This is a genomic window from Ruminococcus sp. AF20-12LB (genome assembly GCF_003478985.1).
GTDB lineage: Bacteria > Bacillota > Clostridia > Lachnospirales > Lachnospiraceae > Blautia_A.
Map to the genome: position 1 here is coordinate 276,470 of NZ_QUGH01000005.1, position 21,465 is coordinate 297,934.

The 21,465-nt window shown below is 45.4% G+C and carries 17 protein-coding genes; 1 reads left to right on the forward strand and 16 read right to left on the reverse strand.

Features of this window, described 5'->3' with window-relative positions; all coding sequences use genetic code 11:
- Positions 1-10: 10 nt before the first annotated feature.
- Positions 11-1,882, reverse strand: coding sequence for an NADH-quinone oxidoreductase subunit NuoF (locus DWX61_RS08935; RefSeq protein ID WP_118514461.1), 1,872 nt, complete (start codon positions 1,880-1,882; stop codon positions 11-13).
- Positions 1,879-2,358 carry a complex I 24 kDa subunit family protein gene (locus DWX61_RS08940; protein ID WP_015525285.1) on the reverse strand — a complete coding sequence of 160 codons (480 nt, stop codon included), beginning with the start codon at positions 2,356-2,358 and terminating at the stop codon, positions 1,879-1,881. Before DWX61_RS08940 ends, DWX61_RS08935 begins: the two co-directional genes overlap by 4 nt.
- A 399-nt stretch (positions 2,359-2,757) precedes the next feature.
- Between DWX61_RS08940 and DWX61_RS08945 the strand changes: the two genes are divergently transcribed.
- The gene (locus DWX61_RS08945; RefSeq protein ID WP_118624894.1) at positions 2,758-4,266 is read left to right on the forward strand and encodes a 4Fe-4S dicluster domain-containing protein; all 1,509 of its coding nucleotides are present in this window, start codon (positions 2,758-2,760) and stop codon (positions 4,264-4,266) included.
- A gap of 60 nt (positions 4,267-4,326) precedes the next feature.
- Here the strand turns inward: DWX61_RS08945 and DWX61_RS08950 are convergent, their stop codons facing one another.
- The 14 genes from DWX61_RS08950 to DWX61_RS09015 form a co-directional block, all read right to left on the reverse strand.
- Positions 4,327-5,088, reverse strand: a complete 762-nt coding sequence (locus DWX61_RS08950) for a glucosaminidase domain-containing protein (protein WP_306466233.1) — start codon at positions 5,086-5,088, stop codon at positions 4,327-4,329.
- A gap of 21 nt (positions 5,089-5,109) precedes the next feature.
- Positions 5,110-5,961 (reverse strand): bifunctional 5,10-methylenetetrahydrofolate dehydrogenase/5,10-methenyltetrahydrofolate cyclohydrolase, encoded by an 852-nt coding sequence (locus DWX61_RS08955; protein WP_015525289.1) that lies wholly within the window; start codon positions 5,959-5,961, stop codon positions 5,110-5,112.
- Between the two features lie 14 nt (positions 5,962-5,975).
- Positions 5,976-6,605, reverse strand: coding sequence for a cyclodeaminase/cyclohydrolase family protein (locus DWX61_RS08960; RefSeq protein WP_021977714.1), 630 nt, complete (start codon positions 6,603-6,605; stop codon positions 5,976-5,978).
- 98 nt (positions 6,606-6,703) lie between these two features.
- Positions 6,704-8,389, reverse strand: a complete 1,686-nt coding sequence (locus DWX61_RS08965; protein ID WP_118624896.1) for a formate--tetrahydrofolate ligase — start codon at positions 8,387-8,389, stop codon at positions 6,704-6,706.
- A 98-nt stretch (positions 8,390-8,487) separates the two neighbouring features.
- Complete coding sequence (locus DWX61_RS08970; protein ID WP_118624898.1) at positions 8,488-9,150, reverse strand: DUF3786 domain-containing protein; 663 nt, start codon at positions 9,148-9,150, stop codon at positions 8,488-8,490.
- A 27-nt stretch (positions 9,151-9,177) separates the two neighbouring features.
- Positions 9,178-11,118: a corrinoid activation/regeneration protein AcsV gene (acsV, locus tag DWX61_RS08975; protein ID WP_118624900.1), complete on the reverse strand. Its 1,941-nt coding sequence runs from the start codon at positions 11,116-11,118 to the stop codon at positions 9,178-9,180.
- A 148-nt stretch (positions 11,119-11,266) separates the two neighbouring features.
- Positions 11,267-12,052 (reverse strand): carbon monoxide dehydrogenase/acetyl-CoA synthase methytransferase subunit, encoded by a 786-nt coding sequence (gene acsE, locus DWX61_RS08980; protein ID WP_015525295.1) that lies wholly within the window; start codon positions 12,050-12,052, stop codon positions 11,267-11,269.
- 110 nt (positions 12,053-12,162) lie between these two features.
- Positions 12,163-13,509, reverse strand: coding sequence for an acetyl-CoA decarbonylase/synthase complex subunit gamma (gene acsC / locus DWX61_RS08985; RefSeq protein ID WP_118514469.1), 1,347 nt, complete (start codon positions 13,507-13,509; stop codon positions 12,163-12,165).
- A 21-nt stretch (positions 13,510-13,530) separates the two neighbouring features.
- On the reverse strand, positions 13,531-14,472 hold the full coding sequence (acsD, locus tag DWX61_RS08990; protein ID WP_015525297.1) for an acetyl-CoA decarbonylase/synthase complex subunit delta: 942 nt from the start codon (positions 14,470-14,472) through the stop codon (positions 13,531-13,533).
- 172 nt (positions 14,473-14,644) lie between these two features.
- Entirely contained in the window at positions 14,645-16,774 is a 2,130-nt protein-coding gene (acsB, locus tag DWX61_RS08995) for an acetyl-CoA decarbonylase/synthase complex subunit alpha/beta (protein WP_118514471.1), read from the reverse strand.
- A gap of 17 nt (positions 16,775-16,791) precedes the next feature.
- Positions 16,792-17,565 carry an ATP-binding protein gene (locus DWX61_RS09000; RefSeq protein WP_118514473.1) on the reverse strand — a complete coding sequence of 258 codons (774 nt, stop codon included), beginning with the start codon at positions 17,563-17,565 and terminating at the stop codon, positions 16,792-16,794.
- Between the two features lie 44 nt (positions 17,566-17,609).
- Entirely contained in the window at positions 17,610-19,502 is a 1,893-nt protein-coding gene (cooS, locus tag DWX61_RS09005; RefSeq protein ID WP_118514475.1) for an anaerobic carbon-monoxide dehydrogenase catalytic subunit, read from the reverse strand.
- A gap of 117 nt (positions 19,503-19,619) precedes the next feature.
- Entirely contained in the window at positions 19,620-20,390 is a 771-nt protein-coding gene (locus DWX61_RS09010; protein ID WP_118514477.1) for an ATP-binding protein, read from the reverse strand.
- 112 nt (positions 20,391-20,502) lie between these two features.
- Positions 20,503-21,435, reverse strand: a complete 933-nt coding sequence (locus tag DWX61_RS09015) for a methylenetetrahydrofolate reductase (RefSeq protein WP_118514479.1) — start codon at positions 21,433-21,435, stop codon at positions 20,503-20,505.
- Between the last annotated feature and the right edge of the window lie 30 nt (positions 21,436-21,465).

Sequence of the window (21,465 nt, forward strand, 5' to 3'; positions counted from 1 at the left end):
ATCCTCCCTTCTATGCTTCCACATAAATCGCATCAAAGTTACAGTTATCCTTACAGGATCCGCATTTGATACATACGTCGTTGTTGATTACATGTGGATGCTTGATCTTTCCTGAAATCGCACCAGCCGGACAGTTCTTCGCACACTTGCCACAGCCGATACAGAACTCAGGATTGATATGGAATTGACGGAGCGCCGTGCAGACCTTCGCACGACATTTCTTATCTACGATATGCTCTACATATTCGTCACGGAAACGCTTCAGAGTACTGATGACCGGAAGCGGTGCACTCTTACCGAGGCCGCACAGTGCCATGCTCTGAACCATGTTCGCAAGCTCTTCCAGCTCATCCAGATCGGAAAGCTCACCCTTACCTTCAACGATCCTCTCCAGGATCTCAAGCATACGTTTGGTACCCTCACGGCAAGGAACACATTTACCACAGCTCTCACGCTGTGTAAAGCTCATGAAGAAACGTGCAACCTCTACCATACAGGTATTCTCATCCATAACAACCAGTCCGCCGGATCCCATGATAGCGTCCAGCTTCTTAACGGAATCAAAATCAAGCGGATGATCGATCTGGTCATCGATCAGACATCCACCGGATGGTCCGCCGATCTGTACTCCCTTAAATGCAGCACCACTCTTAAGACCGCCGCCGATATCATAGATAATATGACGGAGACTTGTTCCCATCGGCACCTCGATAAGACCGGTGTTCTCAATGGAACCGGTAAGTGAGAAGGTCTTTGTTCCGGGGCTTCCTTCTGTACCGATGGTGTGGAACCAGTCAGCACCCTGAAGGATGATCTTCGGTACGTTGGCGTAGGTCTCTACGTTATTGAGAACGGTAGGTTTACCCCACAGACCCTGCTCGACAGTTCTCGGAGGTTTTACTCGAGGCATACCTCTGTTGCCTTCGATAGAGGCAGTCAGGGCAGAACCTTCACCACATACGAACGCTCCGGCACCGCGATTGATATGTAAGTGGAAATTGATACCGGAACCAAGGATATTATCGCCAAGAAGGCCATAGGACTCTGCCTGCTCAATGGCCATCCGGAGTCTCTGTACAGAAAGAGGATACTCGGCACGTACATAGATATAACCATCCTCTGCACCTACTGCATAGGCAGCGATCACCATACCCTCGATCATCTTGTAAGGATCACCTTCCATTACGGAGCCATCCATAAAGGCTCCCGGGTCACCCTCATCACCGTTACATACTACATAACGGACTTTTTCCGGCTGGCGTGCAACCTGTGACCATTTCTTGCCTGCAGGGAAACCTGCACCGCCACGGCCGCGGAGGCCGGATTTCGTGATCTCATCAATAACATCCTGTGGGGTCATTTCAAAGAACGCCTTCGCCATTGCGGAAAAGCCGCCTACGGAAATATATTCATCAATGGACTCTGCATCGATCTTGCCACAGTTCTCAAGAACGATCCTTGTCTGCTGGTTCAGGAACGGAATGTCACTCGGATGCGGACAGGCCTCATCATCATGACGATAAAACAGACGCTCAACAGGCAGTCCGCAGATCACGGTCTTCTCTACGATCTCGCGACAGTCATCTACCTGAACATGTACATACTGATAATCATATGGCTCAATTCTCATAAGAGGACCAAGCTCACATAAGCCCTGGCATCCGGTCTTAACGATTCCTACATGAGGAACATCCTTCTGCATCTCAACTGCAACGCCCTCGATTCCCTCGCAAAGTCTTGACATTTCTTCATAAATCTTCTGAGCACCGGAAGCAATACATCCGGTACCGGAACAGACGAGAACACGGCAGGTATAGCCATCAAGATTCTTCTTAACCTCAGCCTGTTTGTTTTTCAGATCTTCCATACTGGTTATACTCATACGCTCTCACCTCTCAATTCATTTAAAAGCTCAACAGCCTTCTCAGGAGTCATCTTCGGGTGAACTTCATCATTTACAGTCAGTGTCGGTGCAAGTCCGCAGGCACCAAGACAGGAGACTGTCTCAACGGTAAACATCATATCATCTGTAGTATGCTTCTTATGACTCAGTCCAAGCTCCTTCAGCATTGCTTCCTTTACAGGCATGGACTTACGTACATGACAGGCAGTACCGTCACATACCTTGATGATGTACTTGCCCTTCGGCTCAAAGGAAAAGTTCTCATAGAAAGTAGCTACACTGTACGCCTTCGCTTCTTTTACACCAATCTGTTCCGCAACATAAGTAAGAAGCTCTCCCGGAAGATAACGGTACTCAGCCTGAATATCCTGCATGATCGGAATCAGTGATGCAGCTTTCCGGCCGTAGTGCTCGATGATCTCGTCCGTTTTCCTGTAATACGTCTGGTCTAACATTCGGTTCCCTCCTTGTTTCTCATAGATTTTCCACTTGATCAACCTGTTCCACTACAGGTTAATGCTTTAACACTCTGTCAGTGCCTCATTTACGTGCCTATCATTATATTGCACTATTTTCGTGCTTTTAATTATAACTTATATCGTCATTTTTCACAAGATATTTTTTCGTTTTTTTCAGAATATATTAGAAAGTTTACAACGTCTTACTGGTTTTGCATCTATTTTTTATAATAAATGTGCATTTTTTAACATTCATGACAATAAAGAAACAAATATTCTTTTTTTGTTTCTGCTAAAAAAACATTTCCTATTGTTGATTTTATTTCTCAATTACTATAAGATGAATAAAAAGTGCGTGGAAAACATTTTAATCATTTTTTGAAAAGGAGAACATTTATGCGAAATCTCGACACACCAGTTAAACAGATCCGGCGAAAGATTTTTACAGAAATTGCGAAGATCGGATTTGAATCCACGGACGAATCCCTGATTCACGATATTGAATCCATCCCTTACAATATTGTAGAGGAACGTGCGAAATACCGCGAGAGCATCTATCGTGAAAGAGCTGTTGCAAGTGAACGTGTCCGTCTGGCCATGGGACTTTCCCTCCGCCCGGAGAACCGTTCTGTACATCTTACTGATGGCGTAAAAGCCAGCAATATTGATGAAAAATATTATGAACCACCTCTTATGCAGGTGATTCCTTCCGCATGTTCCGCATGTGAATCCAACAAATACGAAGTCAGCAACATGTGCCGCGGCTGTGTTGCACATCCCTGTTTACTCACCTGCCCCAAAGGCGCCATTTCCATGGTAAACGGAAAATCTTTCATCGACCAGGACAAATGTATCCATTGCGGAAGATGCAAAGCTGTCTGTCCTTACGACGCCATCGCCCATAAAGAACGTCCCTGCGAACGCGCCTGCGGTGTAAAAGCCATCGAAAGCGATGAACAGGGACGCGCTTCCATCAACCAGGATAAATGTGTGTCCTGCGGCATGTGTATGGTCAGCTGCCCATTCGGTGCCATCTCTGATAAATCCCAGATTTTCCAGCTGGCACATGCCCTCCGTGAGGGAACTGAGATTATTGCAGAAGTTGCACCAGCTTACATCAATCAGTTCGGTGAAGATGTAACTCCCGGTAAATTCCGCTCTGCTTTAACTCAGCTTGGATTTTCCAATATTTATGAAGTAGCACTCGGCGCAGATATCGGCTGTATTTCCGAGGCCCATCATTATGCAACAGAAGTAGCCACCGGCAATCTCCCGTTCCTGCTTACATCCTGCTGCCCGTCATGGTCTGTAATGGCGAAGAAATACTTCCCGGCTATGATCGACAACATCTCACAGGAACTGACCCCGATGGTGGCAACTGCCCGCATTGTAAAAAAAGAACATCCCAATACGAAAGTAGTATTCATCGGACCATGCGCCTCCAAAAAACTGGAAGCCATGCGTCATTCCGTAAGAAGTGATGTGGATTTCGTTATCACTTTCGAAGAACTTTGGGGATTGTTCGATGCCAGAGATATCATTCCATCTGCATGCGAGGACATTCCGGAAGAAACCCAGACTGCAACAGCTGCCGGAAGAGGATATGCCATCGCAGGCGGCGTAGCAGGTGCTATCGAAGCCTGTCTGAAGGAATATTATCCTGATGTCCCCGTCCACATCGAACACGCTGAAAGCCTCGCTGAGTGCAAAAAAGTCCTCACTCTGGCCAAAGCCGGTAAGATCAAAAACTGCATGATCGAAGGAATGGCCTGTCCGGGAGGCTGCATCGGCGGTGCCGGAACCAATGCCGGCTTCGCAAAAACCTCCAAAGCACTCAAGAAATATGTAGATGGCTCAGACCCTAAGATTCCATCTCAGGAACTTGAAAATCTGGAATTGAATTAATTAATCTTTGACACAAAAAGATGTGCGCCTGTTTTTATTCAGACGCACATCTCCATTTCATCATTTCTCCACAGTCTCTGTGCTCTCCGGCCAGGTATATTCCTCACCTTTCAGATTTGCCAGAAGGCTTCTAAGCTTATATCCATAGCTTCTCCCGGCGGCCCATCCACCGCCGTAAGGATTCTCCTGAATCCCAAGCCATTCCACATAAGGTGCACTCTCCCGGGTCACATACTGAAAGCGGTTATCCACACAGACCTGGTTCAGTTCATCCGAAGACGCATAAGCTTTCAGATGCTGTACCTGAGCCCGGATCCCGGTCCTGACATCCGGAAAGGAATTTCCGGCAACACCGCCGCCGGTAGTCCCAAGTCCGGAAAAATTAAACTGCCCGGCACTGGCATCTCCGCCAAACTGAAGCCAACCGGTCTCAAGCATCGCCTGCTCAAAAACAACCTCCCCGCGGACACCCTCCGCATCCGCTTCCTCTGTCACAATTGTGCAAAACGTATCAATGTCCGGTGCACCACCCTCTGTCAGGATACCGGAAGGATATTCCACATTCTGCGCCTCATACTGCGCCACCATATCCTCCCCAGTCACTGTGGTACACCCCATGATCGTATAATATCCGTAAGTATTATCTGTGGAATCATCCACAAAACTATCTGCATCACTCTCTCCGGATGGCTGGGGCTTGGAGATCTGTCCCTCCATGGAATGATCCGCTTCTTCTGCAAAAACACCCACAGGCGTTCCGAATACCAGAACGCCTGCAAGCATCATCATCCGTAAACAAAAACTATTTCGGAATCTGTACATATATCAATAATCAATCCTTTATTACTGCGCTTTTCTCATTGCTGCTTCAACTACGTGTCCTACAAGAACAGAAGTTGTAACACTTCCTACTCCGCCAGGAACCGGTGTGATCGCATCAACGATTGGCTCAACTGCCGCATAATCAACATCACCACAAAGCTTACCCTCTGCATTGACATTGATACCAACATCGATAATGGTCTGTCCCTCTCTGACATAATCAGCGCCGACAACACCAGCACGACCAGCTGCAACGATGACGATATCCGCCTCTTTTGCAACAGACGGCATATCAACGGTTCTTGTATGGCAGATCGTTACTGTCGCATTTTTCTTAACAAGCATCATGGCAGCCGGTTTACCAACTACAAGGCTTCTTCCGATAACAACCGCTTTTTTGCCTGTGCAGTCGATTCCATAGTGATCAAGGATCTCCATGCATGCCTGCGGTGTACATGGCGGGAATCCGATCTTCTTGCCTGTGAATACACCAGACATTGAAAGATCTGTCATACAGTCAACATCCTTCTCTGCTGCAAGTGCATTCTCGATCACTGCCTGATCCAGATGTTTCGGAAGCGGACGGAACAGAAGAACTCCGTGGATCTTGTCATCTTTGTTTACTTTATCAATGGTTGCAAGAAGCTCATCCTGGGAAACATCCTCCGGAAGAAGGATCTTCTCACATGCAACACCAAGAGTCTCACAGCGCTTTGTAGCACCTCTCTCGTAGGAAATATCGCTTGGGTTCTCACCAACGCGGATGATGCAAAGGGTAGGATCTACACCTTTTGCCTGAAGCTCTGCAACGTTAGCTTTGATCTTCTCATTGAGAGCTGCTGTAACTTCTTTACCTAATAACTGCTTTGCCATTTGTCTGGTTCCTCCTATTTCAGTCTTCCGAGAACACTGTCAAATGTCTCGTCTGCAATCTTTGTATATTTCTCAAGCATAGCGTCTGCTTTTTTATTTAATTCCTCTGCATACGCACGGTCAGCCATGGATTTTGTGTTAATGTACACATTCAGGCTTGCTCCCTTAAGAGCTGCTTTGCAGAATGCAGCACCTACACCGGCATCACTGATTGCAAGCTTGGAACCTTTTGCTCCGAACTCAACGATAAGTTCAATAGCCTCGCAGCATTTCTCCATGATCTCCATAGGAACAGAGCATGCTTCCTTGAGGGCTGCTTCCATTACCCGAGCCTTCTCAGCCTTCTCTTCTTCTGTCTCTCTTGGCATTCCGTAAGCCTTGGAAAGAGGCTCAAAAACTTCCGCATCTCTCTCGATCAGATGAAGGAAATCTTTCTGAAGCTGATCACATTTCTTTTTCAGCTCCCACATTTCATCTTCTACATCCGCATATTTTTTCTTACCGACAGTAAGGCTTCCAACCATATTTCCAAGAGCTGTACCAACAGCACCTACAAGGGCAGATGCACCGCCGCCGCCTGGAACCGGTGCCTTGGAGCTTAATACCTCGACAAATTCAGTACAAGTACTTGTAGAAAATCCCATAGGACTCTCCTCCTTATATTCTTATTTTAGCACTCCTGAGAGCCCATTGGGGGCCTTATAAAAAGCCCCCTCCGGTTGTTTCATATCTTCTATTGTGATTAGAAGAGACCTGTGATCTTTCCTGTCTCATCTACATCAATCTTAGTTGCAGCCGGTACTTTCGGGAGACCTGGCATAGTCATGATCTCACCTGTAAGAGCTACGATAAATCCTGCACCAGCAGAGATCTTAAGGTTACGTACTGTTACCTCAAAATCTTTCGGCGCACCAAGTTTTGTCTGATCATCTGTCAGGCTGTACTGTGTCTTAGCTACGCAGATCGGGCAGTTGCCAAATCCAAGTGCTTCCAGCTGTTTTGCCTGTTTCTGAGCATTTGCTGTAAGAACAACTTTCTTACCACCGTAAACTTTCTGTACGATGTTATTCAGTTTATCCTCGATGGATCCCTCAAGCTCGTAAGCATATGTGAAATCGTTTGGCTCCTCAACAAGACGGATAACTTCCTCAGCAAGCTTCATGCCGCCTTCGCCGCCTTTTGCCCATACCTCGGAAAGTGCAACGTTAACGCCAAGCTCTTTACATTTTGCCTCAACCAGGTCAAGCTCTGCCTTGGTATCGGTCGGGAATGCATTGATAGCAACTACACATGGAAGTTTGTATACATTCTTGATATTGCTTACATGTTTCAGAAGGTTTGGAAGACCTTTCTCAAGAGCCTCAAGGTTCTCGTTGTTCAGATCTGCCTTCGGAACACCACCGTTGTATTTCAGTGCACGAACAGTAGCTACGATAACAACTGCGCTTGGATGAAGACCTGCCATACGACACTTGATGTCAAGGAATTTCTCTGCACCAAGGTCAGCACCGAATCCAGCCTCTGTGATAGCATAATCTGCAAGTTTCATAGCCATCTTTGTAGCTGTTACGGAGTTACATCCATGAGCGATGTTTGCGAATGGTCCGCCGTGTACGATTGCAGGAACATGCTCCAGTGTCTGTACAAGGTTTGGTTTCAGGGCATCTTTCAGAAGTGCTGTCATAGCACCCTCTGCATGAAGATCACCAGCTGTTACCGGTTTCTGCTCGGAAACTTTACCATAGGTATATCCGATGATGATTCTGGAAAGTCTCTCTTTCAGGTCTTTGATGTCACTTGCGAGGCAAAGAACTGCCATGATCTCAGATGCAACTGTGATGTCGTATCCGTCTTCACGAGGCATACCGTTTGTTCTTCCGCCAAGACCATCTACTACATTACGAAGCTGACGGTCGTTCATGTCCACGCAACGTCTCCATGTGATCTTTCTCGGGTCAATGTTCAGGTCATTACCCTGGAAGATATGGTTGTCGATCATTGCTGCAAGAAGGTTGTTTGCCGCACCGATCGCATGGAAGTCACCGGTAAAGTGAAGGTTGATATCCTCCATCGGAACTACCTGTGCATAACCGCCGCCTGCTGCACCACCTTTTACACCGAATACCGGTCCGAGGGATGGCTCACGAAGAGCTACCATTACTTTTTTGCCCATTTTCTGCATTGCATCTGCAAGACCAACGGTTGTTGTTGTTTTTCCCTCTCCTGCAGGTGTCGGGTTGATAGCTGTTACGAGGATCAGCTTACCATCTTTCTTGTCACTCTCTTTTAACAGATTGTAATCAATTTTTGCTTTGTACTTACCGTACTGCTCCAGATATTTGTCGTCAATACCTGCCTTCTCTGCAATCTGTGTGATTGGAAGCATTTCGCACTCCTGTGCAATTTCGATGTCACTTTTAAATCCCATAATGTTACCTCCCTTTAGGTATTTTTACAGTTTTTAATCCCTTAAAACTGCATCTCTATAAAAACAGGTCCCATCCTGTTCTTAACTATTTTTCATTTTTAAAGACATTTCAGAAATGCCTTTAAAGACCCAATGATAACGTCTCCCATAACGGCCATATCCTCAGCCGCAAAGGAAACCGGAAAATTATCAGAAAACAAGATCTGTGAGGACGGCGGAAATTCATCATCCCCCTCCCAGAGGATCATCTGAACTACATATCCTGGAAAGATCTCCACCTGGTATGCAATATCTCCATGATCCACGAGAACCGCATGGATGTGTTCCATGATTTCCTTGAAATCCTTAAGTCTGTTTCCGTATGTGAAAGCCAGGCGTTTGATGCACCTGCCATCAAACTGACGGAGATAAACCTCTCCCCAGGGCATTTCCCTGTATGTTTTAAACCTTCCGCTTCCCTGAGATACATTCCCGTTCAGCAGAAAACGGATAGCAAGGATCTTTGCATAATGCATTTCCTCAAGAGGATAAAATCCCGCATCGTCTTCTTCATGAGTTACCTGAAAATCCGGCCAGGAAATATAATAAACGCTTTCCAGGAATTTCAGAGTCAGTACTTTCTTCTCTTCGTCATAAGGAAGTGAAAGACGTCCGGCAATTTCTGCCGGGTCTGCCTTACTGAACTCCTCTATATAATGCTCCCAGGGCATTCTTTCCTTGCTGTCTTTTTCATAATTCAAGTCATTTATACTAAAAGCCATGTTTTACCTCTGCTGTTTTAGTCTGCTTTATCTCTTCTGCTGTTCTTCCATAACAGACGGAAACAGATTTGTGTCCGTATGTGGAATAAAGCATGCACCTACAAACTCATCCATATAAGTCGGAACTGTAGAAAGCTCCAGATAAGTCATATTGGATGCAAGTTCGTATGTCTTTTTCTCTGCCGGTGTGGAATGAAGCATCAGATAAGCACCTGTAAGAGAAGAGTTACCAATATAGTGGAATTTCTCAAGAGGAATATCCGGGAACATTCCGATATGCACTGCATTAGACATATTGATCCCGCTTCCGATTCCACCGGCAACATATACGTCATCGATCATGGAAACATCGAAATCAAGAGAATTCAGCATAGTACGGATTGCAGAGAAAATAGCGCCTTTGGCACGGATAAAATTATCAATATCTACTTCTGTGATCTCAACATCCTTGGCAGAACCGGCTTCCTCTTCAAACGCGATCACATAGCTTCCCATGCCATAATGATCGTGACGGATTCTTTTGCCTTCACGAACAAATTTGCCCTTCGGATTGATGATTCCTGTCATAAAAAGTTCACTGATCACATCAATGATACCGGAACCGCAAAGTCCTACCGGTTTGGTTCCAGGTTCGCCTACAACCTTATATGTCGGTTCCATAGTTTCTTTATCAATGGTACATGCCTCAATAGCACCGTCTGTAGCACGCATACCGCAGCTGATATCTCCACCCTCAAAGGCAGGACCTGCGGAACATGCACAGCTCATCATAAAATCGGAATTACCGAACACAAGCTCTCCGTTAGTACCAAGGTCGATAAACAGAGAAAATTCCGGTCTGTTCCAGATCATACTTACCAGTGTACCGGCAGTGATATCTCCACCTACATAGCTTCCGATATTCGGAGCCATGATAATATGTGCATCCGGATTGATCTCAATTCCCACATCGGATGCAAATAAGGAATTTGTTTTGAAAAATGTAGGAATATACGGCTCCATGCGAAGCGGATCCGCATTGATCCCTGCAAACAGATGATTCATGGTTGTATTGGAAGCAACACACATCCGGTAGATCTGTTCCTCCGGGAAGTGAATGCTTCTGCACATCTCGTGGATCATCGGATTGATGGTCTCTTTGATCACTGCATCCTGAAGCTTCTTTTTTCCTCCAGGTTTCTGAGATTCAATAATACGGTTGATAACATCCGCACCAAAACGGATCTGTCCGTTTCCGGAAGAGCTTTTGGCCAGGATCTCTCCGCTTTCCATATTGATCAGAACTGCAGAAACTGTTGTGGTACCGATATCTACGGCAAGACCACCGATCACAACATCTTCTTTACTGTCAAAAATATCGTATACAAACATGTCGTTCGGTGTTGTACGAACCACACATTTCACTGAAAATTTACTGTTTCGAAGTACATCCGGAAGTTTTTTCAGCACGGAATAGGGAATTCTGATATGTTTAAGATTCATATATTTCCGCAGTGCCCGTGTCAGTCTCTCATTATCCGGCATGGTATCATCCAGAGATGGTTCCTCCATGTGTACTTCTATAACATCAAGACTGTTTGTAAGTTCTATGCCAGCCATCTCAACTTCATGCTTGGCATTTTCAAAAATAGCAATTTCTTCTTTTGAGCTTAAATCAGCCACTTTCATTCGGCTCTTATATGCGGATGCAATATCCGGAACAAGAACCTCCACATCTGCACTGATCTTGCTCATACAGGCCAGACGCCAGCCTGCGCCATATTCTTCATCCGAAATATGAAGAGTTTTCTTTGAGTCCAGTTCTCCGCTTTTTAACTGTACCCGACATTTTCCACAGGCTCCGTTTCCGGAACATGGTGCATCGATAGCCACATTGGCGCCACGAGCAACCTCCAGTAAATTATCCCCCGCATTGGCAAATGCTTCTACCGTACTGCCATTTTCAAAAGCAAAAGTCACCTTAAACATTCGGCAACCACCTTTCTCGCCTCGTAAAAGTTATTCGTCTTCCACCTGTGGCGTTGGGAGTTAGACTAAACTATATTAGTAAAAAAGAGGCTGAAGGCCGAAGCCCCCAGCCTCTGAAACAGCGCTCCTGTTTTGTTCACACGCCAAATTAGATCTCAAGGTAAGAATCTGCGTAAAGTGTGTTACCCTTGAATACGTCACAGGATTTGATTGTCTCCATAAGACGAAGGTCGTTAGGGTTAACGATTGCAGATGTAAGACCATTCATCATAGCCATAGCTACAAGAGCAGAGTCCATGATCGGACGGATATGTTTTGGCATACCGTTACTGTTGTTGGAAAGACCGCCAGTGGAGTTCAGACCCATCTCGGAGAACATCTTGATTGCCTCAAGAACTTCCATCTGTTTGTCCTGCATTCCTTTTACAACAAGGAAAAGCGGATCAAACCAGAGATCCTCTGCTTCCATACCAAGGCCAAGACCTCTCTCAAGCATGTTCTGGCAATGCATCATACGCTCGTCATTGTCTGATGCAACCATACCGGAAGAGCAAAGTGCGATACAGATCGCATCGTTAGCTGCTGCAAGGTCGATATTGGAAATTCTGTCTCCAGCATCTGCAGAGTTTACGATCGGTTTACCTTTGCTTCTGTTGTATACGGAAATACCAGCCTCAATAGCTTTCTGGTTTGTAGTATCCAGAGCAAGCGGAACATTGTCAAACTCAGACTGAAGGAGCTGTACTGCCCATTTCATAAGGTCCTCGCCATCGTTCTCAGCAGGTCCGATGTTTACGTCAAGATATGTAGCGCCTGCATCAAGCTGCTGTTTTGCTCTTTTGATGATCGGCTCAGGATCTCTCTCAGTAAATGCTTTATTTACTGCCGGTGCTGTTGTTGAAAGTCTCTCCCCAATTGTTACAAATTTTGCCATACTCGTGTTCTCCTTTACATATTAGTAGGATATGGCTGTGCAGCAAACCTGCACAGCCGCTTATAACTGTCGGCGATATTGCCGGACAGCTGATTTCTTAAACCTCAAGCTTATGCGTCAAGGTCTTTTAAGAATTTCACAAGCTGTACTGCTTCTCTTGGTCCTACGATGATCTCCCATCCAGGAAGCTTAGCCTCAAGATCGCCCTTAAGAACTGCTACTTTACCAGGAATAACCAGTCTTCTGCATTTAACCTTCGGCTCAACATTCTCTTTGATGTACTCGGAGATGCTGTTTCCGGAGAATTTACCTGCTGCCCAGGATGTAAGTACGGAAAGTCCGCCTGCATCATTGATCACCAGGTTAAGCGGAACACCGGAACGCTCCAGCTCGCCAGATACTACGAAATATGTAAGAGCAAAGTCTACTGTTGTTACAACGAGAGAATTCTCGTCTGCTCCGTTCAGAGGATAAATACCCGGCTCTACCTTCATCGGCTTCTGAGGATCTGTAAATACATTCTGACGAAGTCCGAACAGCGGAAGTGCCTCTGCATATGTCATCTGCTCCATAACGATGATGGAACCATATTTCATAGTAAACAGGGAAGCAAGTGCTGCCTGTAAATGTTTGTCACCCTTCGCAAGTTTAACAAGGTTAACGATAGAAGGATAACCAAATGTTCTATCCTGATTCTTAAGAGCTGCACGACGAACCTGTACAGTATTTGCAAAGGTCTCTTTGATGTCAGCTCCTGTTGTATCAAGTACGAGATTCTTGTTGCCAAGTTTCTCAATAGCTGCTGTAGTATCATATAACTCATTGATGTCCTTACCGGATACACCGAGAACTACGCCTGCATCTGTAGCAACCTTGCTCATTGCCTCGTAGTTGGAAGCGTTTGCTCCGTTAAGAACCGGTTTGCCGTCCTTACATACTTCAAGGGCAGCTTTTGCGATCTCAGGATCTGTACAGCCAAGGATCAGTGTTCTTCCAAGACCTTTAGCCTTCTCTACAAGTGCTGTAAATTTTGCAGCATCTGCATTCTCATCGCAGTTTACATAAACAAGCTCTACATGCATTCTCTCACCGATACGATCATAGTCAACGTGCGGGATCTCTGCAAGTTTTGCTTCTACTTCTTCATCACTCATGCATGTGCAAAGTGATACGGCATATCTTGTTTTGCTTACAAATGTCTTCTCATGTCTGAAAAGAACAGTCTCGCCACCAAGTGTAAACTCTCCATCGCCTGTTCCGATTTTGATAGTTTTCATTGGCGGTGCAGTTGCCTCAGAAAGAGATGCTAATGCATCCTCTGACATATGAGGACATTGCTCAATTTTCATAGCGCCCTGTGCAACTTTCATAGAGAAAGCCATACATGTAGGGCATCCACATTCCTTACAGTTTTTCTTTGGTGTTAATTTAAAGATCTGAATACCATTCAGTGCCATAGCTCTTTATCCTCCTATTTATTACGCAAGTGCTTTGATCAGCTTGGAAATTGTCTTAACAGATTCCGGATGTCTTAAGATAACTGCATCAGAACCAGCTGCAAGATCAGCTGCTGCTGTCTCAACTTCCATGTCGATTCCACGCTCGTCCTGTGGTCCCCATGCCGGCATGTCTGCTTCAGAAGCCATTGCCTCTTTAACATTCCATGTCTCAGCGGATACAGGTGTAATAATAGGCATCTGCAGCATGTTATCATTCTGGCCTAAAGCGGCACCTTTGATACGGTCCATAGTAGATACTACGTACTCATATCCATAACCAACTGCTGCACTACCGATATTCATAACGATCTTCTTAGCATCTACACCAAGCTGTGTAGTAACAACGTTAAGCTGTTTAGCAAGGTTGATATCAACGGCAGACTCAGCGCCTACGATCTGATTGTAAGCAAGACCTGCTGCTGCACCGATCGCTTTGTAGTTCTCCTCTTTCTCGGAAAGGATCAGTGCATTTCTGCCCTGAAGAGCCTCTGCAACCTTCGGAAGGAGCTCTGCATCCTTCTCAACATTCTTGCATCCCTCTACAACCAGCGGACAGTCAACTGCATCTGCAACTTCTTTAACAACTGCGATCAGCTCATCGATAGATTTGTTAACACCGTTCGGGTCGCCGCCCTCAAGAATAAGTGCAACAAAGTCAGCACCCTCCATAGCTGCAGCTTTCTTAGCAATGTCAGCCATTGTTGTAGCGCCTTCATAGTAAGCTTTGATACCTTCAGATACGCCCTCAAGACCCATATCAGAGATTTCTACACCGATCTTCGGGCAGTTCTCTGACTCTGCGTCAAAGGAATAAAATGGGAATGTACAATCCCCACCAATTGTCACAGTCTTATCTCCGCTTCCGATTGTGACAGCATTAATCTTTGCATTGAACTTTTGTGGTTTCTGATTAAACGGCATTTTTCGTTAGCCTCCTTAAAAATAATAATTAAAAACTACAGAGCTTCTCATATTATACTACATAACACCAGTTATTGGCAAGATGCAGCACTATATTTCTGTTAAAAAAGCAACAAACTTTTTAACAGTTTACAGGAGAAAGGATGTCCGCACATCCTTTCTCCCTGACAAATTACATCATCGGATCAAGTCCGAGAGCCGGATGTCCTTTTTCTGTAAGGAATGCAACCAGTGTCTCTGGGTCTTCTGCAATCGTCTCATCACCGATCATGTCTGTAAAGTTATCGATTCCGTAAAGCTCTTTTGCAGTCTTATTAAGTCTGTCAGCTACGAATTCTTTCAGTTCTTTCGGCATCCATACGATACGCTCGATACCGCCCTCAGCCTTCATGAACTTCTTGGAGGAAATGAAATGTTTACCATGTCCCATGAATCCAGGTGTCTGAACTCCACCACCTGTCATGGATGCCATCTCAGGGAATGTCATTCCAAGTGGTGTCATGCCTGCATACTCACGGTTGGCAATAACAACACCGTTGGAGAATGGCTCGATACCGCAGATACACTCGAAGCATCCGCAGGAAGTCATCGGATCCTGCATGATGGAGTACAGTGTAACGTGCTCCAGAGCACCCTGGGAGAATTTCTGAACTGCCTCATCAACGTCCTCATAAGCACCAAGGTTCTCATCGATTGGACGCTCTTTTGTGATGATCTGGCAAGGACCAGCCGGGTCAAGCTGATGTGTAGCTTTTGCATCCAGCCATGAAACCGCACCACAAAGTCCAAGTCTCTCCGGTGTTACTACACATACATGGCTTGGCGCAAATGCCTGGCAAAGGATACAGCTGTAATATACATCAACAGATTCATCTGTCAGAGTATCAAGACGCTCATCACGTTTGTCAAAGATCGGGATTGCAACCTCATGACGGATTCTTGTACACTCAGCAGGATCTGTATAGATAACAACCTCACATTTATCAACAACTGCATCGAACTCATTTTTAACAGATGCATAAAGAACTTCACCGATATGTTTGATTCTGAATCCTGCATTAAATGCGTCAATGCTGATACGGATACGCTGCATATCACGCTGTCCTGTATGGTATACACCCTCGATACAGTTGATGTAGTTGTGGAATTTACGCTCGATAACCGGCTCAAAGTCAGCCTGCATGTTTTTACCTGCAACTTTAACAACATACGCAATACTGTTCTTGCTGCCGAATTCCATCTCATCTACTTCCGGTCCGATTACTGTGATCTTGTGATCCTCGATCTCAGATGCATCGCAGGTATGTACAAGCTCTGCACAGTCTACACGGGAACCATCGAACTCAACCTGCATGTCTTTACGACGGATGATCTCACCCTCGAATGCAGATGCGAAAGCAACCGGAATATCGATATTTGTGATCTTGATCTTAATGTCACGTGCCTCAAGGGAAGTAGCGTTGAATTTGCTTACGTCCTCCTGAACGATAAGGCTCTTCGGTACGCGGAAGATATTCTCTGTCTCATTTGTAACAACCGGGAAGCCAAGTGCGATAGCACCTGCGCCGCATGCTACGATCACATCATCCAGAGGTTTGAATGCGTTAACGAATGCCGGTACACGATCCATTGTGTATTTCATAAGTGTTCCTGCATCTCCAGGTGTTACATTACCGAAGATCAGAGCTGCACGGATTGCAACAGAAACTACATGAACAACAGATGTAACATCTTTTCCAAGAGGAATAACACGTACGTTAGCGCCTGTCTTCATTCCAGCTTCAGCAACCTGGTCGATAATTCCTCCAACCAGTGTTACAAGGATACCCTGTGCCTGATAGCTCTTTACAAGGGCAACACCCTCTTCTGTAGTAGGAGCAGAACCAAGGATAACTGCAACGCCTGGGATATCGCCTGTTACAAGCGGTACACCGAGCTCACGGATCACTGCATCTCCAAGATGTCCATAACATGGCTCTTCATAAGGAGTTGCTCCATCGATATATTTCAGAACTTCGATAAACTCTGCACAGAGTGCTGTGGCAACACCGGACATGAACGCATCGTTCAGTCTCTTCTCTCTTGTCATAAGTGTTTTAACAACGCCAAGAGCTTCTTTTAATTCTTTTAATGTTGTAACTTTTGTTCCTGTTACAGCATAGTAGCAAGGAAGGCTGTAAGCGGTATTCGGGAAGCTGACAGCTTTGTCTTCGCCATACTGAGCGATCGCGCCGTCGATAGCACCCTCTGTTAAACCATATACAGCATCGTTTCCGCCGAATACTCTATCAAATAAAGTCACTGTAATACCTCCTATTTTTACAGAATTGAATTCTGATCAATTTTGTCTTTGATTTTTCTGATTTCAGCTGTTACAGTTTCACTGAAATCGTAGGGAGATTTTCCCTGACGATCAGCATCTATAACTTCTGTATTGTAGTGGATCATTCCAAGCAGATCCTCCGCCGGGATCTTATTCCGAATAAATTCCTCATCCTCCGGATTTCTTACCTTATTGGCCACGACCTTAACCTGAGAAACTCCCAGATCCTTTGCAAGACGTTTAACATTCTTATAGGTCTGTACACTTCTTGCCCCTGGTTCGATCACTACAATAAATTCATCCATGCTCTCCGTGGTGCCCCGGCCCAGATGTTCCAGGCCGGCTTCCATATCCATGATCACCACATCATCTCTGTGGATCACAAGGTTATTGATCACTCTTTTAAGCATCACATGTTCAGGACAGACGCATCCGCCTCCACCTGTTTCCACAGTCCCAAGGACAAGCAGCTTTACGCCATTACAGGTTTTTCCATAAGTATCCGGAATATCGTCTACCTTTGGGTTCAGCTTATAAAACTGATTCTGGCTGTTGGCTCCGGTACGTTCTTCTATAAGCTTACGCATTTTTGAGATCGGAACAATAGAATCCAAGGTTTCCTCGTCAAATCCAAGGGCAAGACCCAGGTTCGCATCCGGATCCACATCCGCCGCAAGGACTTTTTTACCCTCATCTGCGTACAATCTTGCAAGTGTTGCTGCGAAAGTTGTCTTTCCTACTCCGCCTTTACCGGTTACTGCTATTTTCATTTTACGTCTTCCACCTTTTATAACATTTTAAAGATCGCAACGGATTAGATTCCTAATGCTGTTCTCTTCTCTTCAATTCTCTCGATCATAAGATCAACTAATTTCTCGATGTCTGTCTCTACTGTATAAGCAGCACCTGTCCATTTTCTTGTTCCCTCTGTAAGAAGTTCACACATTTCTGAAGAACCGGAAACATATGGATCAACACCAAGGAATGTATCAATACCGGTACCAACTACATAGTTACCGATGGATACAGCTTTTTCAGACATCCACTCAGGAGCACATCCTACTACCGGAAGCTGATTGATCTGAAGTCCTGAATCTTTTGCAAGTTCAGCAGCCAGAATCATCATACGGGAGATATCTACACAGGATCCCATATGAAGTACCGGCGGGATGTCAGCCAGCTCACAGACACGTTTCAGACCTGCACCACAGAGATCTCTTGCAGATTTGTCCATCAGACCAGCTTTTGCAGCTGCCTGTGCTGAACATCCGGAAGCAATGATAATGATATCATTTGCGATACACTTCTTCATCAGTTCGATATGTGCATAGTCAGGACGGATCTTAGGATTGTTACATCCAACCATAGCGACAGCACCACGGATAACACCGGAAGTGATGCACTCAAGTAATGGTTTGGTTGTTCCTGTTACGTCAACCTGAGAGTTTGTAACACCATCAAGAACTTTAACGATTGCTTCTACTGAGTAACCAACAGTAGCTTTCTGTTTCATCTGTGGGATATGTACAAGCTCAGGTTTTCTGTTCTTGAAGTTATCGATAGCCATCTTAACGATTGCTTTTGCATTTTCTCCTGCTGTCTCAGCGTTGAATCTGATAAATTCAGAATCCGGCATCTGAGCGATCGGAGAAGTTGTAACAAATTTGGTATGGAAGCATTTGCTCAGAGGTCCTAATGCAGGGAAGATACACTGAACGTCAACTACGATTGCCTCGCAGGCACCTGTCAGTACCACGTTCTCCTGCTGCAGGAAGTTACCAGCCATCGGAACACCACGACGCATAGCTACCTCATTAGAAGTACAGCATACACCGGAAACGGTGATTCCTTTTGCTCCTACAGATTTTGCATAATCGATCATTTCTTTGCTGTCTGCATACTCACAGATCATCTCAGAAAGACTCGGATCATGTCCGTGTACAACAATGTTTACGTTCTCTTCAACCATTACTCCAAGGTTAGCCTCTGTGTCAAGCGGCTTCGGGGTTCCGAATAATACATCAGAGAACTCTGTTCCCATCATGGAACCGCCCCATCCATCAGCCAGTCCACAGCGAATAGACTGTTTTACAAGTGCTTCCGGAAGAGAAGAACATCCCATATGACTCATATGCAGGGAACTTGCAACCTCACGGTCGATAGCACGTGGTGCGATTTCGTTCTCGATCAGTTTTTCTTTCTGTCCTGCAGGCATTCTGTCAAGGAATCTCTGATATCCGAACGGTTTACCATATTCCATAAGACCGATCTCTGCCATCTCATGAGCCAGATCATAGATATCCTTGCCTTCTGTTTCTACGCCCCACTCTTTAGCAATGCGAAGAAGTTTCTCAGGATCTTTTACCTGATAATTTCCGCCCTCTTTTGCACAGTACAGTGTATGACAGATCTCACGACCATGATCGGAGTGAGTAGCTGCACCACCAGCTGTAAATTTAAGGAAGTTTCTTCCTACGATACCATGAGCATCACATCCGCAGACTCCTCTTGGAGCCTTCGGTGTAATACGGCACGGTCCCATTGCACAGATACGGCAGCAGATACCCTGCTCACCGAATTTACAGTGCGGAGTCTGGTTCTTTGCACGGATCTGCCATGCATCTGCTCCTACCTTTGCACCTGTCTCGAGAAGACGGGCTGTAGCGGCTTCAAATTCCTCCACTGTAGTTAATTTGAATTCACTCATTATAGACCTCCTTTAATAGCACATCTATTTATTTTTTCTTTTTTATAATAAGCCCCGGGCAGGAACCCATCCCCACCCATGGGTTATTCTCTTTTTTAAAAAAAGGTTTATATTTAATTATAAACCTAATTTATCAAAAATTTCAAAAGCTGCTTTTCTCATCGGATTATCTTCAGGAAGAGTAACGGTTGGTTTCCCGTCGCAGTCATATTCATAAACTGTCTCATCCTGTGGTACTACACCGATCAGATCGAGTCCCTGTTTCTGGATCTCCTCAAGGATTCCCGGATTCAGTTCTGCTTTTGGTGCGCGGTTGATAATAAGGCCCACTCTGGAAGGTTTCATATCACATTCCTTAATAAGCTCTGCAATCCTGCCAACTGCCTGTACGCCTCTTCTGGAACAGTCACTTACAAGAATTGCTGTCTCCATGCTCGGAAGGATTCCTCTGCTGATATGTTCCATTCCTGCTTCATTATCCACAACAATATATGGATAATTCTTCTGGTATTTGGCAAGCTGTGCCTGAAGCAGGCCATTCACAAAGCAATAGCATCCTTTTCCCTGGGTTCTTCCCATCACAAGAAGATCGTAATCATCTTCCTCAGCAAGAGCATCCTCGAAACGTACCTCTGCATAATCTGCCTTGGACATTCCTTTTGGAATCGGGCTTTTCTCTGTCATCTCGGCATGTGCGATCTCCTCACGGACATCGCCAAGAGTCGTATCTACTTCTACGCCAAGAACCTCGTTCAGATTTGAATTGGCATCTGCATCTACCGCCAGTACAGGTCCTTTTTTCTTTTCGCAGAGATACTGGATCAGCATTCCGCATAATGTAGTTTTTCCAACGCCGCCTTTTCCGGCGACTGCAATAACATGTGCCATAAAACGGGCACCTCCTGATTTAATATCTGTTATGCCGGCGCATAAGGGAGGTGCCTGATACTGTTCTGACACCTCCGCATCGTGCCGGAATTCTTATTTATTTCGTTAATGATTAGATAAGTGTACGAAGTCCGGATCTGTCAATGATCTCGGATACATCTTTCCATTTGTTTAATGCATAAAGATGGATACCGTCAACACCAAGAGCGCGATACTCATCGATCTGTCTGATGGTGTATTCGATTCCTTCTTCTTTGAATCGTTTAACCTTGTCCTCATAGAACATGTCAAATGGTTTACCATCAGCATCTTTAGCGTTAAACGGATTCGGGAACAGCCAGTTCCTGGAGATCAGCCTGCAAAGCTCACTGTCCATTACACAGCCGTTACGTGAAAGGGCCATATTAATGGTAGCTGCCTGATCCAAAATCGGCATTACGCCAACATCTACAGGCATTGTCACTCCAGCCTCGCGGATAGCGTCCAACCAGTATTTAAACTGTTCCATATCCCAGCAGAGCTGAGTCATGATATAATCAGCACCATTGTCCTGTTTCTGTCTCAAAACAGCAATGTCAGCATCCAAGCTTCTGCATGCGATATGGCCTTCCGGTGAACCGGCTACTGCAATCTCAAACTTATCGCCAAATTCATCACGGACAAATTTAACAAGGTCTGTCGCATAATTGAAGTCTCCGCAGGTCGTTGTCTCACCAAGCGGAATATCTCCGCGAAGTGCCAACATATGGTCAACGCCATCTGACAGATACCGTTCCAACTGCTGTCTGATTCCTTCTTTTGTGTTCTTGATCACTGTGAAGTGTGTTACAGGAATAGTTCCTGCATTCCTGATCATCTGGCATACTTCCCTGTTGGCTCCGACATTTCCGCCGCCGGCACCGTATGTACAGGAAATATACTCCGGTCTATACTTCATGAGATGTTCAATGGTTCCCGGCAGATTTGCCATGCCTTTTTCTGTCTTTGGCGGAAAAAGTTCAAAGGAAAGCAACATTTTTTCTCTCATTGCTTCAGATAATTTCATCGATCGTCCCTCCACATCTTACGTCTTGAT

What these genes read in the sequence shown, in the direction of transcription:
- acsV (WP_118624900.1), bottom strand. Translation starts at nt 11,118, where the DNA reads ATGTTTAAGGTGACTTTTGCTTTTGAAAATGGCAGTACGGTAGAAGCA.
- DWX61_RS08945 (WP_118624894.1), top strand. Translation starts at nt 2,758, where the DNA reads ATGCGAAATCTCGACACACCAGTTAAACAGATCCGGCGAAAGATTTTT.
- DWX61_RS08965 (WP_118624896.1), bottom strand. Translation starts at nt 8,389, where the DNA reads ATGGGATTTAAAAGTGACATCGAAATTGCACAGGAGTGCGAAATGCTT.
- cooS (WP_118514475.1), bottom strand. Translation starts at nt 19,502, where the DNA reads ATGAGTGAATTCAAATTAACTACAGTGGAGGAATTTGAAGCCGCTACA.
- DWX61_RS09000 (WP_118514473.1), bottom strand. Translation starts at nt 17,565, where the DNA reads ATGAAAATAGCAGTAACCGGTAAAGGCGGAGTAGGAAAGACAACTTTC.
- DWX61_RS08940 (WP_015525285.1), bottom strand. Translation starts at nt 2,358, where the DNA reads ATGTTAGACCAGACGTATTACAGGAAAACGGACGAGATCATCGAGCAC.
- acsC (WP_118514469.1), bottom strand. Translation starts at nt 13,509, where the DNA reads ATGGCACTGAATGGTATTCAGATCTTTAAATTAACACCAAAGAAAAAC.
- DWX61_RS08950 (WP_306466233.1), bottom strand. Translation starts at nt 5,088, where the DNA reads ATGTACAGATTCCGAAATAGTTTTTGTTTACGGATGATGATGCTTGCA.
- DWX61_RS09010 (WP_118514477.1), bottom strand. Translation starts at nt 20,390, where the DNA reads ATGGCACATGTTATTGCAGTCGCCGGAAAAGGCGGCGTTGGAAAAACT.
- DWX61_RS08960 (WP_021977714.1), bottom strand. Translation starts at nt 6,605, where the DNA reads ATGGGATTTTCTACAAGTACTTGTACTGAATTTGTCGAGGTATTAAGC.
- DWX61_RS08955 (WP_015525289.1), bottom strand. Translation starts at nt 5,961, where the DNA reads ATGGCAAAGCAGTTATTAGGTAAAGAAGTTACAGCAGCTCTCAATGAG.
- acsD (WP_015525297.1), bottom strand. Translation starts at nt 14,472, where the DNA reads ATGCCGTTTAATCAGAAACCACAAAAGTTCAATGCAAAGATTAATGCT.
- acsE (WP_015525295.1), bottom strand. Translation starts at nt 12,052, where the DNA reads ATGGCAAAATTTGTAACAATTGGGGAGAGACTTTCAACAACAGCACCG.
- DWX61_RS08935 (WP_118514461.1), bottom strand. Translation starts at nt 1,882, where the DNA reads ATGAGTATAACCAGTATGGAAGATCTGAAAAACAAACAGGCTGAGGTT.
- DWX61_RS08970 (WP_118624898.1), bottom strand. Translation starts at nt 9,150, where the DNA reads ATGGCTTTTAGTATAAATGACTTGAATTATGAAAAAGACAGCAAGGAA.
- DWX61_RS09015 (WP_118514479.1), bottom strand. Translation starts at nt 21,435, where the DNA reads ATGAAATTATCTGAAGCAATGAGAGAAAAAATGTTGCTTTCCTTTGAA.